Origin of the sequence: Pseudomonas sp. 313, assembly GCF_000316965.1 — a bacterium.
Lineage (GTDB): Bacteria > Pseudomonadota > Gammaproteobacteria > Pseudomonadales > Pseudomonadaceae > Chryseomonas > Chryseomonas benzopyrenica.
The window spans coordinates 13,117-27,526 of record NZ_ANBZ01000048.1 but is presented as its reverse complement, the minus strand read 5'-3'; the positions used below and the strand labels follow the sequence as shown (position 1 = coordinate 27,526).

The following is a 14,410-nucleotide window of genomic DNA, read 5'->3' as shown; positions in this document are numbered from 1 at the left end:
GTAAAACGCATGCGTCGTTCCCTGGTTGCCGGTAACTGGAAAATGCATGGCTCGCTGCAAGGCGTGTCGGCGCTGGTCGCAGGCTTGAAAGGGTTGGATGACGCAGCGGGTGTCGATGTCGTGGTGATTCCGACATTGGTGCATCTGCCGGGGGTGGCTGAAGCGCTGGCGGCAACGTCGCTGATGGTGGGGGCCCAGACCTGTGCTCCCGTCGCGGGCGAGAAGGCTCTGACTGGCGAGGTATCCTCGACCCAGTTGGCAGAATTCGGTTGCCGTTACGTACTGGTGGGGCACTCCGAGCGGCGTGCTCTGCTGGGCGAGGATGATGTGGTGGTGGCGAAGAAATTCGCGGCCATCCAGGAGGGCGGGATGATTCCCGTGCTCTGTGTCGGCGAAACCCGTGAAGAGCGGGAGGCCGAGCGTACTCTGGATGTGGTGGGTGGCCAGCTGAAGGCGGTCATCGACGCAGTTGGGGTCGCGGCTTTCGCCAAGGCTGTAGTGGCCTACGAGCCGGTTTGGGCGATAGGTACCGGGCTGACGGCGACGCCGGAGCAGGCGCAAGAGATTCATGCGGCGATTCGCGCCCTGGTGCGCGAAGCTGATGCTGGGGTCGCTGAAGGCCTTCAGCTGTTGTATGGCGGCAGTGTCAAGGCTGCCAATGCTGCCGAGTTGTTCGGCATGCCGGATATCGATGGGGGGCTAGTGGGTGGGGCCTCCCTGAATGCTGAAGAGTTCAGTGCGATTTGCCGCGCTGCAGGACGTGGATAATGTTGGAAACTGCAGTTGTCGTGATCCACTTGCTGATGGCGCTTGGCCTGATCGTGCTGGTATTGATGCAGCAGGGCAAGGGTGCCGAAGCCGGTGCATCCTTTGGTGCGGGCGCCTCGGGTACCGTGTTTGGTAGTCAAGGTTCTGCTACCTTTCTGAGTCGCTTTACTGCTATACTAGCCGCGGTTTTTTTCGCGACTAGCCTGGGTCTGGCGTATTTCGCCAAAGACCGTGCGCTGGGTCTGCGTGAGGTGGGTTTACCCACTCAGCCGGTCCAGCAGGCTCCTCAGCCGAAGCAGGATGGTAACGATGTTCCCCTGAGTCAGCCCCGCGCTGCCCAGGGTGGTACTTCCGGGGACGTGCCCCAGGAGTCCAAGTAGGTTTCAAAGGTTTCATGCCGAAGTGGTGGAATTGGTAGACACGCTATCTTGAGGGGGTAGTGGCCACAGGCTGTATGGGTTCGAGTCCCATCTTCGGCACCAAATAGCAAAGACGTCCTGCAGGACGCGGCGAGAGAGTAGGTTGACTCCTAGAGTTCAGTTGAATATAATCTCGCTCCAGCTTTGACGCGGGGTGGAGCAGTCTGGTAGCTCGTCGGGCTCATAACCCGAAGGTCGTTGGTTCAAATCCAGCCCCCGCAACCAGTTATTTAAAGCCCCTTTATAGGGGCTTTTTGTTGGCTGGACAGTTCGGGTCGCGCTTTCTTGCGCAGACCTCTTAGGGATGGGCGTAATGCCCATTTTTTATTCTCAAAAAACGCGAGGCAACCAGGTGTCGAGCAAGCTAGAACAGTTGCAGGCCTTGCTGGCCCCCGTCGTCGAGGCGCTTGGCTATGTCTGCTGGGGTGTCGAGTACATCTCCCAAGGGCGGCATTCGCTACTGCGTGTCTACATCGATCATCCCAATGGCATTCTCGTTGAAGACTGCGAGGCTGTCAGTCGCCAGGTAAGTGGCGTACTCGATGTGGAAGATCCGATCACCAATGAATACACCCTCGAGGTGTCTTCCCCCGGTATGGATAGACCGCTGTTCACGCTGGAGCAATTTGCTGCCCATGCGGGTGAACAGGTCAAGGTCAAACTTCGGTCGCCCTTCGAAGGGCGACGTAATTTCCAGGGTTTGCTGCGCGGTGTGGAAGACCAGGACGTCGTGGTGCAGGTGGACGAGCATGAGTATCTGCTGCCCATCGAGATGATCGACAAGGCCAACGTCGTTCCCCGTTTCGAGTGATTTGAGCGCGAGACCGCGGATCCCAAGGATTGCGAATACGAGGCGTAAGATGAGCAAAGAAGTTCTGCTGGTAGTGGAATCTGTTTCGAACGAGAAGGGTGTTCCACCCGGCGTCATCTTCGAGGCACTGGAGTTGGCTCTCGCCACGGCTACCAAGAAACGCTACGAAGAAGATGTGGATCTGCGGGTGTCAATCAACAGACACAACGGCAGCTACGAAACCTTCCGCCGCTGGACCGTGGTGGAAGACCAAGACTATCAGTTGCCCGATTCGCATCTGACGGTGGAAGACGCCCAGGAAGAGCATCCCGGCGTCAAGGCCGGTGAAGTGATCGAAGAGAAGATCGAGTCCATCGAATTCGGTCGGATCGCTGCCCAGACCGCCAAGCAGGTGATCGTGCAGAAGGTGCGCGAGGCCGAGCGGGCTCAGGTGGTGGATGCCTATCGCGAGAAGGTCGGCGAGATCATCTCGGGTACCGTCAAGAAGGTCACCCGTGACAGCGTGATCGTCGACCTGGGCAACAATGCCGAGGCCCTGCTGCCGCGCGAGCACATCATTCCGCGTGAGACCTTCCGCATGGGCGTGCGTCTGCGTGCCCTGCTCAAGGAAATCCGCACCGAGAACCGCGGTCCGCAGCTGATGCTGTCGCGCACCGATCCGCAGATGCTGATCGAGCTGTTCCGCATCGAAGTACCGGAGATTTCCGAGCAGCTGATCGATGTCATGGCGGCTGCCCGGGATCCGGGTTCGCGGGCCAAGATCGCCGTCCGTTCCAAGGACAAGCGCATCGATCCCCAGGGTGCCTGCATCGGCATGCGCGGTTCGCGTGTCCAGGCGGTATCCGGTGAGCTGGGTGGCGAGCGGGTCGACATCGTGCTGTGGGACGACAACCCGGCGCAATTCGTCATCAACGCCATGGCCCCGGCCGAAGTCGCTTCGATCATCGTCGACGAAGACAGCCGCACCATGGACATCGCCGTCGCCGAGGACAACCTGGCCCAGGCCATTGGCCGTGGCGGTCAGAACGTGCGCCTGGCCAGTCAGCTGACCGGCTGGACGCTCAACGTGATGACCGAAGCGGACATCAACGCCAAGCAGCAGGCCGAGACCGGCGACATCATCCAGCGCTTCATCGACGAGCTGGATGTCGACGAGGAACTGGCGCAGGTGCTGGTGGAAGAGGGCTTCACTTCCCTTGAGGAAGTGGCCTATGTGCCCATGGAAGAGATGCTCAATATCGATGGCTTCGACGAAGACATCGTCAACGAGCTGCGTACCCGGGCCAAGGATCGCCTGCTGACCCGGGCCATCGCGACCGAAGAACAGAAGAGCCCCAGCGAAGATCTGCTGACCCTCGACGGTATGGATCCCCAGCTCGCCAGCGCGCTGGCCCAGCGTGGCGTGGTCAATCGCGAAGAGCTCGCCGAGCAGTCGATCGACGACCTGCTCGACATCAACGGCATGACCGAAGAGCGTGCCGGCAAGCTGATCATGGCTGCCCGTGCCCATTGGTTCGAGTAAGCGGCGCAGTCTGAGGAGAGAAGTGCATGACGCAAGTCACGGTGAAAGAACTGGCCCAAACGGTCAATACGCCGGTGGAACGTCTGCTACAGCAGATGCGCGAGGCAGGTCTGACGCATAGCAGCGCCGAGCAAACGGTGAGCGATGCGGAAAAGCAGGCGCTACTGACACATCTGAAGGGGACTGCGCAGCTCGACGAGCCCAGCAAGATCACCCTGCAGCGCAAGACCCAGACCACGCTGAAAGTGGCCGGCAGCAAGACAGTCAGTGTCGAAGTGCGCAAGAAGAAGACCTTCGTCAAGCGCAGCCCCGCCGAGCTGGAAGCCGAACAGCGCCGCGAACAGGAAGCCCTGCGCGCCGCCGAAGAGGCCGCCGCTCAGGCACGTGCCGCGGAAGAAGCTCAGCGCGCTGCCGAAGCGGCTGCCCAGCAGCAGGCCGAAGCCGCTGCTCAGGCCGCGCAGCAGGCGGTCTCCGCCGAGGCTGCAGCCCCTGCCGCGCCGGAAGCCCCGGCCGTGGTAGCTGAGCAGCAACCCGCTGCCGAGCCTGCCGTCGAGGTCAAGAAGGCGGATCCGGCCAGTGAGCGCAAGCGCGAAGAGCCGCGTCGTCCCGTGCATCCTGCCCCGAGCAGCAAGCGCGAAGAAGATGAGCGCCGTGAGCGCAAGAACGCCCAGCATCGCCCGTCGATCAAGGACAAGGTCGCAGCTCCCCGTACCGTGCGCAGTGGCGACGACGAGGAAGAGGGCTTTGGCCGGCGTGGCGGTCGCGGTGGCAAGTCGCGACTCAAGAAGCGAAACCAACACGGGTTCCAGAGCCCGACAGGACCTGTAGTGCGCGAAGTCAATCTAGGTGAGACCATCACCGTCTCTGAGCTTGCTCAGCAGATGTCGGTGAAGGCCGCCGAAGTCATCAAGTTCATGTTCAAGATGGGGTCCCCCGCCACCATCAACCAGGTGCTCGACCGCGAGACGGCGCAGCTGGTAGCCGAAGAGCTGGGCCACAAGGTCAAGCTGGTCAACGAGAACGCCCTGGAAGACCAGTTGGCCGAATCTCTCAAGTTCGAGGGTGGCAAGGCCCTGCACCGCGCGCCGGTGGTGACCGTCATGGGTCACGTCGACCACGGCAAGACCTCGCTGCTGGACTACATCCGTCGCGCCAAGGTCGCGTCGGGCGAAGCCGGTGGCATCACCCAGCACATCGGTGCCTACCACGTGGAAACCGAGCGTGGCATGGTGACCTTCCTGGATACCCCTGGCCACGCCGCGTTTACCGCCATGCGTGCCCGTGGTGCCAAGGCCACCGACATCGTCATTCTGGTCGTCGCGGCCGATGACGGCGTCATGCCGCAGACTGAGGAAGCCATCCAGCACGCCAAGGCGGCGGGTGTCCCCATCGTCGTGGCGGTCAACAAGATCGACAAGCCCGACGCCGATCCGGATCGCGTCAAGCACGATCTGGCTGGTCGTCAGGTCATCCCGGAAGAGTGGGGCGGCGACACCCAGTTCGTGCACGTCTCGGCCAAGGCCGGTACCGGCGTGGACGAGTTGCTCGAAGCCATCCTGCTGCAGGCCGAAGTTCTGGAGCTGACCGCTACGCCGGAAGCACCCGGTCGCGGTGTGGTCATCGAATCGCGCCTGGACAAGGGGCGCGGTCCGGTCGCTACCGTACTGGTACAGAACGGCACCCTGCGTCAGGGCGACATGGCCCTGGTCGGCGTCAACTTCGGTCGTATCCGTGCCATGCTCGACGAGAATGGTAAGCCGATCAAGGAAGCCGGTCCCTCCATCCCGGTCGAGATCCTCGGCCTGGACGGCACCCCGGACGCCGGTGACGAACTCACCGTGCTGACCGACGAGAAGAAGGCCCGCGAAGTGGCGCTGTTCCGTCAGGGCAAGTTCCGCGAGATCAAGCTTGCCCGCGCTCACGCCGGCAAGCTCGAGAACATCTTCGAGAACATGGGCCAGGACGAGAAGAAGACCCTCAACATCGTGCTCAAGTCCGATGTGCGTGGCTCCCTCGAAGCGCTGCAGGGCTCGCTGTCCGGTCTGGGCAACGACGAAGTCCAGGTGCGCGTGGTCGGCGGAGGCGTCGGTGGTATCACCGAGAGCGATGCCAACCTGGCGCTGGCTTCCAATGCCGTGCTGTTCGGCTTCAACGTCCGGGCCGATGCCGGGGCGCGGAAGATCGTCGAGCAGGAAGGCCTCGACATGCGCTACTACAACGTCATCTACGACATCATCGAAGATGTGAAGAAGGCGCTGACCGGCATGCTGGGCAGTGACGTCCGGGAGAACATCCTGGGTATTGCCGAAGTGCGCGACGTCTTCCGTTCGCCCAAGTTCGGCGCCGTCGCCGGCTGCATGGTCACCGAGGGCATGGTGCACCGCAACCGTCCGATCCGCGTCCTGCGCGAAGACGTGGTCATCTTCGAAGGCGAGCTGGAATCCCTGCGTCGCTTCAAGGATGACGTAGCCGAAGTGCGTGCCGGCATGGAATGCGGTATCGGCGTGAAGAGCTACAACGACGTCCGCGTCGGCGACAAGATCGAGGTGTTCGAGAAGGTTCAGGTCGCCCGTTCGCTGTAACGACGACTATGCACCAGGACGGCAGGTCGCGGACCTGGCAGACCCCTGCCAGGTCCGGACTTGCCGTTCGCGTTTCCAAGGTTCATGGCTGGCAGGCCTGGTGTCTGCGGCCTTTCGTACGAGAGTTTCGACATGGCCAAAGAATTCAGCCGTACCCAGCGCATCGGTGATCAGATGCAGCGTGAACTGGCACTGCTGATCCAGCGTGAGATCAAGGATCCGCGACTGGGCATGGTGACCATCACCGGCGTGGACGTCGCGCGCGACCTGTCCCATGCCAAGGTGCACATCACCGTCCTGGGCAAGGACGACGATGCCGACGCCATCAAGCAGAACATCGGCATCCTCAAGGACGCCGCCGGCTTCCTGCGTCAGCAGCTGGGTCGGGCGATGAAATTGCGCACCGTTCCGCAACTGAGCTTCCAGTACGACGAAAGCATCCGTCGCGGCGCCCAGCTGTCGGCCCTGATCGAGCGGGCGGTCGCCGAAGACCGTCGCCACGAAGGGGAGGAGTAGGGGTGGCCCAGGTCAAGCGTATTCGCCGTCAGGTACATGGCGTGCTGGTGCTGGACAAGCCGCGCGGCCTCTCTTCCAACGCCGCCCTGCAAAAGGTCCGCTGGTTGCTCAACGCCGAGAAGGCCGGGCACACCGGTAGCCTGGATCCTCTGGCCACCGGCGTACTGCCGCTGTGCTTCGGCGAGGCGACCAAGTTTTCCCAGTACCTGCTGGATGCCGACAAGGGCTACAGCACCGTGGCGCAACTGGGCGTCACCACCACCACCGGCGATGCCGAGGGTGAAGTGCTGGAGCGACGGGCGGTCGCAGTCGATGAAGCGGCCATCCAGGCGGCACTGCCGGCCTTCCGCGGCCAGATAGAGCAGATCCCGCCGATGTATTCGGCGCTCAAGCGCGACGGCCAGCCGCTGTACAAGCTGGCGCGTGCCGGGGAAGTAGTGGAGCGCGAGGCGCGTTCTGTTACTATTGCCCGTCTGGAACTGCTGGCGTTGCAGGAAGATCGTGCGACGCTGGAAGTGGCCTGCAGCAAGGGCACCTATGTGCGCACCCTGGTCGAAGACCTCGGCGCCCGGCTCGGTTGCGGGGCCCATGTGGCCGAGTTGCGCCGTACCCAGGCCGGCCCCTTTGGCCTGGCGCAGGCCATCAGCCTGGACGAGCTGGAGGCGGCGCACGCCGAAGGCGGTTCCGAGGCGCTGGATCGCTTCCTGCTGCCGGTCGACAGTGGCCTGGAGCACTGGCCGCTGGTGCAGCTGACGCAGCACAGCGCCTATTATTGGTTGCACGGCCAGCCCGTTCGGGCCGCCAATGCACCGAAATTCGGCTTGATGCGGGTGCAGGACGACCAGGGTCGTTTCATCGGCATCGGCGAGATTGATGACGAGGGGCAGGTTGCTCCCCGTAGACTGATTCGGTCCTAGACCGATACCGAGGGTGGCTGTCAGCAGGCACGGTCACACCTCTTTCCTTAAGCACGGGATCCATCCCGGCCTGTTCCTCAGAGGAGCCCTATCATGGCACTGAGCGTTGAAGACAAAGCCCAGATCGTAAACGAGTTCAAGCAGAGCGAAGGCGACACCGGTTCGCCGGAAGTGCAGGTTGCCCTGCTGTCCGCCAACATCGACAAGCTTCAAGGTCACTTCAAGGCCAACGGCAAAGATCACCACAGCCGTCGTGGTCTGATCCGCATGGTTAACCAGCGCCGTAAGCTGCTGGACTACCTGAAGTCCAAGGACACCTCTCGTTACAGCGCACTGATCGCTCGCCTGGGCCTGCGTCGTTAACACGATGCAGACCTGCTGCAAGCAGTCTGAAGCTGGAGGTCGGCTCGCGCCGGCCTCCGGCTTTTTTGCTTGAAAGGCCGGCAGAATCGGCCTGCGTCACCTGGAGATCAGCGAGGGTCCGAATCCCTCTGGTCGCCCCGATTTCCCCCAAGGCAATAAAGAGAAGGAAAGACTGTGAATCCAGTAATCAAGCAATTCAAGTTCGGTGAGCAGACCTTCACCCTGGAAACCGGCCGCATCGCGCGCCAGGCGACCGGTGCCGTGCTGGTCTCCACCGAAGACGTCAGCGTGCTGGTCACCGTGGTCGGTGCCAAGCAGCCTGCCGTTGGCAAGGACTTCTTCCCGCTGTCCGTGCACTACCAGGAGAAGACCTACGCCGCTGGCCGCATCCCCGGTGGTTACTTCAAGCGCGAAGGCCGTCCTTCCGAGAAGGAAACCCTGACCTCGCGCCTGATCGATCGTCCGATCCGTCCGCTGTTCCCCGAGGGCTTCCTCAACGAAGTCCAGGTGGTCTGCACCGTGGTCAGCACCAACAAGAAGTCCGATCCGGACATCGCCGCCATGATCGGCACCTCTGCCGCCCTGGCCATTTCCGGCATCCCCTTCGCCGGTCCGATCGCCGCTGCGCGCGTGGGCTACCACAGCGAGCTGGGCTACCTGCTGAACCCCAGCTACGAGCAGCTGCAGAGCTCCAGTCTGGACATGGTCGTGGCCGGTACCCGTGACGCCGTGCTGATGGTGGAATCCGAAGCCGACGAGCTGACCGAAGACCAGATGCTGGGCGGCGTGCTGTTCGCTCACGAAGAATTCCAGGTGGCCATCGAGGCCATCAGCCAGTTCGCTGCCGAAGCCGGCAAGCCGACCTGGAACTGGCAGGCGCCTGCCGAGAACACCGCCCTGATCGAAGCCGTCAAGGCCGAGGTCGGCGAGGCCGTGTCCCGTGCCTATACCATCACCATCAAGCAGGATCGCTATGCGGCCCTGGGCGCCCTGCGTGACCAGGCCATCGCCAAGCTGGCCGGTGAGAACGGTCAGTACAGCGAAGCCGAGGTCAAGGAGACCTTCGGTCTGCTGGAATACCGCACCGTGCGCCAGAACATCGTCGACGGCAAGCCGCGTATCGACGGTCGCGACACCCGCACCGTTCGCCCGCTGCAGATCGAAGTCGGTCCGCTGAAGAAGACCCACGGTTCGGCCCTGTTCACCCGCGGCGAAACCCAGGCCCTGGTCACCGCGACCCTGGGCACCGCCCGTGACTCGCAGCTGCTGGACACCCTAGAAGGCGAGCGTCGTGACAGCTTCATGCTGCACTACAACTTCCCGCCCTTCTCGGTCGGCGAGTGCGGCCGCATGGGCAGCCCGGGCCGTCGCGAGATCGGTCACGGCCGTCTGGCCCGTCGTGGCATCCAGGCCATGCTGCCGACCCAGGACGCCTTCCCCTACAGCATCCGCGTGGTCTCCGAGATCACCGAGTCCAACGGCTCCAGCTCCATGGCCTCGGTCTGCGGTGCCTCTCTGGCGCTGATGGATGCCGGTGTGCCGGTCAAGGCCCCGGTTGCCGGTATCGCCATGGGTCTGGTCAAGGAAGGCGAGAAGTTCGCCGTCCTGACCGACATCCTGGGTGACGAAGATCACCTGGGCGACATGGACTTCAAGGTGGCCGGTACTGCCAAGGGCGTCACCGCCCTGCAGATGGACATCAAGATCAACGGCATCACCGAAGAGATCATGGAAATCGCTCTGGAGCAGGCGCTGGAAGCGCGTCTGAACATCCTGGGTCAGATGAACCAGGTGATCTCCGAGTCGCGTGCCGAGCTGTCCGAAAATGCCCCGACCATGCTGGCGATGAAGATCGACCAGGACAAGATCCGCGACGTGATCGGCAAGGGGGGCGCCACCATCCGTGGTATCTGCGAGGAGACCAAGGCCTCGATCGACATCGAAGACGACGGCACCATCAAGATCTACGGCGAGACCCGCGAAGCCGCTGAAGCAGCCAAGCAGCGCGTCCTTGGCATCACCGCCGAGGCCGAGATCGGCAAGATCTACGTCGGTAAGGTGGAGCGCATCGTCGACTTCGGCGCCTTCGTCAACATCCTGCCCGGCAAGGACGGCCTGGTGCACATCTCGCAGCTGAGCGATCAGCGCATCGAGAAGGTCACTGACGTGCTGAAAGAAGGTCAGGAAGTGAAGGTGCTGGTGCTGGACGTGGACAACCGCGGTCGCATCAAGCTGTCGATCAAGGACGTGGCGGCGGCGGAAGCCTCCGGCGTCTAAGACGACCTCGCTTAATGAAAAAACCCGGCCTAGGCCGGGTTTTTTCATTTCTGATGGAGGGAGGGGCGCGCCGGATATTTCATCGAGGTCCTGGCGGTCCGCTTCTACCGTCCATCGGAGCCCCACATGGCCCAAGTGCCTGCAATGTTGGGCTTCGACGATAGAGCCGTCTCAACCCAACCTACCTTATATCGCCGCCGAGGCTGCGATAAGACAGTTGCTCCTACGACAGAACTACCGGTAGGAGCGGCCCATGGCCGCGATTGGCCCCGTGCTAGGCCTTCTCGCGAATCCATTCGATGAAGCTGCGCACCTTGGGCACCTCGGCCATCTGTTCCGGATAGGCCAGCCAATAGGCGTGGGGGCTGGCCAGACGGTGGGGCCAGGCGAGCACCAGGCGGCCGGAGGCCAGCTCTTCGGCGACCAGGAATTCCGGCAGCAGGGCCACCCCGCAACCTTCCTGGGCGGCGCGGGCGCAGAGGGTGAAGGTATCGAAGCGCGGCCCATGATGGCTATGGACCTCCTCGCGTCCGAGGCTGGCGTACCAGTCGTGCCAGGATTCCGGGCGGGTGGTGTTCTGCAGCAAGACGAAGTCCACCAGTTGCTCCGGTCCGGCGATGCCCTCGGCGGGCAGCAGGTCCGGCGCGCAGACCGCGACCATGTGTTCGTGCAGCAGCAGTTCGCACTCGGCACCCGGCCAGCTGCCATGGCCATAGAACAACGCCACGTCATGGCGAGGATCGCGGAAGTCCACCGGTTCCAGGGCGCTGGAGACATCCAGGTGGATGTTGGGAAAGCGCAGGCGCCAACCCTTCAGTCGCGGTACCAGCCAGCGCTCGCCAAAGGTCGGCGGGGTGGCCACGCGCAGTACCTCGGTCTCGCCGCCATAGGATCTCAGGTAGCGTGCCGACATCTCCAGCTGGTTGAGGATCTTGTCCACCTCGGCCAGGTAAAGGGCGCCGGCCGGGGTCAGTTGCAGGCGGCGCCGGACCCGGCGAAACAGGCTGTGCTGCAGCAGATCCTCCAATTGGGCGACCTGTTTGCTGACGGCGCTCTGGGTCAGCGCCAGCTCGTCGGCCGCGCGGGTAAAGCTCAGATGACGCGCGACCGCCTCGAAGCACTGCATGGCGGTGATGGACGGCAGGTGGCGACGTTGCATGAGCGGACTCGCGGCATGAAAAAAGGGAATGATATGCCGAGCAAAGGTCGGTTGTCCGGCGCCGCTGGCCTGACCATACTCAGGGACGATTTCCTTTCTGCGGAGACCTCAGCATGAGCAAGGCCCTGTTGGAACGCCTCGGCGTTTCTGCCCAGCACTACACCCAAGGCGAGCATCGGGTGAATTCCCCCATCGACGGCAGCCAACTGGGCAGCGTCGCCCTGGAAAGCGCCGCCGAGGTGGAGCAGAAGATCTCCCGGGCCGAGCGCGCCTTCCAGGCCTGGCGTGCGGTGCCGGCGCCGCGCCGTGGCGAACTGGTGCGGCTGCTGGGTGAAGAGCTGCGTGCCCACAAGGCCGATCTCGGCGAGCTGGTGTCCTGGGAAGCCGGCAAGATCACCCAGGAAGGCCTGGGCGAAGTCCAGGAGATGATCGACATCTGCGACTTCGCCGTAGGCCTGTCGCGCCAGCTCTATGGTCTGACCATCGCCTCCGAGCGTCCCGGTCACCACATGCGCGAATCCTGGCAGCCGCTGGGTGTGGTGGGCATCATCAGCGCCTTCAACTTCCCGGTGGCGGTCTGGTCCTGGAACGCCGCCCTGGCCCTGGTCTGTGGCAATCCGGTGATCTGGAAGCCCTCGGAAAAGACCCCGTTGACCGCCCTGGCCTGCCAGGCGCTGTTCGAAAAGGCCCTGGCGCGCTTTGGCGATGCCCCGGCCTATCTGAGTCAGGTCATCGTCGGCGACCGCGCCGCCGGTGAGGCCCTGGTGGACGATCCGCGGGTGGCGCTGGTGAGCGCCACGGGTAGCACCCGCATGGGGCGCGAGGTAGGACCGCGGGTTGCGGCGCGCTTCGGCCGCAGCATCCTCGAACTGGGCGGCAACAATGCCATGATCCTCGCGCCGAGCGCCGATCTGGACATGGCGGTGCGCGCCATCCTGTTCAGCGCCGTGGGTACCGCCGGCCAGCGCTGCACCACCCTGCGCCGGCTGATCGCCCATCGTTCGGTCAAGGACGAGATCGTCGCCCGGCTCAAGACCGCCTATGCCAAAGTCCGCATCGGCCATCCGCTGGAAGGCAACCTGATCGGCCCGCTGATCGATGCCGCCAGCTTCCAGGCCATGCAGGGTGCGCTGGAACAGGCGCGCGGCGAAGGCGGCGTGGTCTACGGCGGCGAGCGGCAGCTGGCGGAGCGGTATCCCGAGGCCTACTACGTGGCACCGGCCATCGTCGAGATGCCCGAGCAGAGCGAGGCGGTGCGCCACGAGACCTTCGCGCCCATCCTCTATGTGCTGACCTACGACGATTTCGACGAGGCGGTGGCGCTAAACAACGCCGTGCCCCAGGGGCTGTCGTCCTGCATCTTCACCACCGACGTGCGCGAGGCCGAGGCCTTCATGTCGGCGACCGGCAGCGACTGCGGCATCGCCAACGTCAACATCGGGCCTAGCGGTGCCGAGATCGGTGGCGCTTTCGGTGGCGAGAAGGAAACCGGTGGCGGTCGTGAATCCGGCTCCGATGCCTGGAAGGCCTACATGCGACGCCAGACCAACACCGTCAACTATTCCCGCGAATTGCCGCTGGCCCAGGGCATCGTCTTCGACTGAGTGGATCCGCCAGGAGCGCCGAGAATGCAGTTGCGTGAGGAGTGCCTGTGGGAGCGGCTGTATCCGGCGGTGCCGGGCGCCCCGTTGCAGGGCGAGCGTGACACCGAGGTCTGCGTCATCGGCGGTGGCTTCACCGGACTCTCCACCGCCCTGCACCTGGCCCAGGCCGGGCGGCGGGTGGTGGTACTGGAGGCCCATGGCGTCGGCCATGGCGGTTCCGGGCGCAATGTCGGGCTGGTCAATGCCGGCATGTGGATCCCGCCGGACGAGGCGGTGGCCATCCTGGGGCCGGAGGTGGGGGAACGCCTGCTGGGGGTGATGGGCGATGCGCCCAGCCAGGTATTCGGCCTCATCGAGCGCTATGGCATCGACTGCCAGCCACGCCGCGCCGGCACCCTGCACATGGCGCACAGCGCCAAGGGCCTGGCCGATCTGGGGCAACGTGCCGAGCAATGGCAACGGCGCGGTGCCCGGGTCGAGCTGCTGGAAGGCGAGGCCTGCTACAGCGCCTGCGGCACGCGCGATATCAGCGGGGCCCTGCTCGATCACCGCGCCGGCACCCTGGTGCCCATGGGTTATGCCCTGGGTCTGGCCAAAGCCCTGCGCCAGGAAGGTGGCGAGCTGTTCGAGCGGAGCACGGTACAGCGCCTGCAGCGGGTCGGCGATCGCTGGCAGGTGGAAACCCTTCAGGGGCGGGTGACCGCCGACCAGGTGGTGATCGCCTCCAACGCCTATACCGAAGGCGAATGGACCAGCCTGCGCAAGCAGTTCTTTCCCGGTTACTACTACCAAGTGGCCTCGCGGCCCCTCGGGCCGGAGGCGGACTTCATCCTGCCCCAGGGGCGTGGGTCCTGGGATACCCGCACGGTGCTCAGCAGCATCCGCCGCGATGCCGACGGCCGCCTGTTGCTGGGTAGCCTGGGCAACATGGCGGGTCGGCCGGCCAGCTTCATCCGCGCCTGGGCCGATCGCATCCAGCGGCACTATTTCCCCGCGCTCGGGCGGGTGGAGTGGGAGTGCACCTGGACGGGCCGCATCGGCTTTACCCCCGATCACCTGATGCGCCTGTTCGAGCCGGCGCCGGGCTTGCTGGCGGTGACCGGTTACAACGGTCGCGGGATTACCACGGGCACGGTGGTGGGGCAGGCCTTTGCCCGTTATCTGTGCAGTGGCGATCGCCACGCGCTGCCAATGCCGCTGGCGTCGTTGGATGCCAATCCGGTCGGGCAATGGCGCAGCCTGATGTACGAAGCCGGTTTTACCCTCTATCACGCGGGGCAATGCCTGCGCGTCGTCCTCTAGCGACCCGCCAATCTCTGGCCATGCCTGGCTTCTTGGCCTGGCGATAGTTTTCTCAAGCGGCCGATTTGCGCATCTTCCTCTGTGCAAACCGGCCGCTTTGCCTTGCTCAGGCATACGTCGAGAATCAGATGGCTCCCGCGACCTTGGATAGGCGCGACCATGGTTACTTT

Annotated in this window: 12 protein-coding genes and 2 tRNA genes; 13 read left to right on the top strand and 1 reads right to left on the bottom strand. The window is 63.8% G+C overall.

Annotated elements, in window-relative coordinates:
- Positions 1-9: 9 nt before the first annotated feature.
- The 11 genes from tpiA (at position 10) to pnp (ending at position 10,175) form a co-directional block, all read left to right on the top strand.
- Complete coding sequence (gene tpiA, locus C722_RS0111440) at positions 10-768, top strand: triose-phosphate isomerase (protein WP_026083792.1); 759 nt, start codon at positions 10-12, stop codon at positions 766-768.
- The gene (secG, locus tag C722_RS0111435; protein ID WP_017640623.1) at positions 768-1,148 is read left to right on the top strand and encodes a preprotein translocase subunit SecG; all 381 of its coding nucleotides are present in this window, start codon (positions 768-770) and stop codon (positions 1,146-1,148) included. Before tpiA ends, secG begins: the two co-directional genes overlap by 1 nt.
- Positions 1,149-1,164: 16 nt before the next feature.
- Positions 1,165-1,250 (top strand) — tRNA-Leu (locus C722_RS0111430).
- Positions 1,251-1,335: 85 nt separating this feature from the next.
- Positions 1,336-1,412, top strand: a tRNA-Met gene (locus C722_RS0111425).
- A gap of 127 nt (positions 1,413-1,539) precedes the next feature.
- Complete coding sequence (gene rimP / locus C722_RS0111420) at positions 1,540-1,998, top strand: ribosome maturation factor RimP (RefSeq protein ID WP_007162650.1); 459 nt, start codon at positions 1,540-1,542, stop codon at positions 1,996-1,998.
- Positions 1,999-2,047: 49 nt separating this feature from the next.
- Positions 2,048-3,520 carry a transcription termination factor NusA gene (gene nusA, locus C722_RS0111415; RefSeq protein ID WP_017640621.1) on the top strand — a complete coding sequence of 491 codons (1,473 nt, stop codon included), beginning with the start codon at positions 2,048-2,050 and terminating at the stop codon, positions 3,518-3,520.
- A 26-nt stretch (positions 3,521-3,546) separates the two neighbouring features.
- Positions 3,547-6,102 (top strand): translation initiation factor IF-2, encoded by a 2,556-nt coding sequence (gene infB, locus C722_RS0111410; RefSeq protein WP_017640620.1) that lies wholly within the window; start codon positions 3,547-3,549, stop codon positions 6,100-6,102.
- Positions 6,103-6,234: 132 nt separating this feature from the next.
- Positions 6,235-6,618 (top strand): 30S ribosome-binding factor RbfA, encoded by a 384-nt coding sequence (rbfA, locus tag C722_RS0111405; RefSeq protein ID WP_007162647.1) that lies wholly within the window; start codon positions 6,235-6,237, stop codon positions 6,616-6,618.
- 2 nt (positions 6,619-6,620) lie between these two features.
- The gene (gene truB / locus C722_RS0111400; protein ID WP_017640619.1) at positions 6,621-7,535 is read left to right on the top strand and encodes a tRNA pseudouridine(55) synthase TruB; all 915 of its coding nucleotides are present in this window, start codon (positions 6,621-6,623) and stop codon (positions 7,533-7,535) included.
- A gap of 93 nt (positions 7,536-7,628) precedes the next feature.
- Positions 7,629-7,898: a 30S ribosomal protein S15 gene (rpsO, locus tag C722_RS0111395; RefSeq protein WP_007162645.1), complete on the top strand. Its 270-nt coding sequence runs from the start codon at positions 7,629-7,631 to the stop codon at positions 7,896-7,898.
- Positions 7,899-8,072: 174 nt separating this feature from the next.
- Positions 8,073-10,175, top strand: coding sequence for a polyribonucleotide nucleotidyltransferase (pnp, locus tag C722_RS0111390; RefSeq protein WP_017640618.1), 2,103 nt, complete (start codon positions 8,073-8,075; stop codon positions 10,173-10,175).
- Positions 10,176-10,449: 274 nt separating this feature from the next.
- Here the strand turns inward: pnp and C722_RS0111385 are convergent, their stop codons facing one another.
- Complete coding sequence (locus tag C722_RS0111385) at positions 10,450-11,334, bottom strand: LysR substrate-binding domain-containing protein (RefSeq protein ID WP_007162643.1); 885 nt, start codon at positions 11,332-11,334, stop codon at positions 10,450-10,452.
- A gap of 113 nt (positions 11,335-11,447) precedes the next feature.
- Between C722_RS0111385 and C722_RS0111380 the strand changes: the two genes are divergently transcribed.
- Positions 11,448-12,938, top strand: a complete 1,491-nt coding sequence (locus C722_RS0111380) for an aldehyde dehydrogenase family protein (RefSeq protein WP_017640617.1) — start codon at positions 11,448-11,450, stop codon at positions 12,936-12,938.
- A 24-nt stretch (positions 12,939-12,962) separates the two neighbouring features.
- Positions 12,963-14,240, top strand: coding sequence for an FAD-binding oxidoreductase (locus tag C722_RS0111375; protein WP_017640616.1), 1,278 nt, complete (start codon positions 12,963-12,965; stop codon positions 14,238-14,240).
- Positions 14,241-14,410 lie beyond the last annotated feature (170 nt).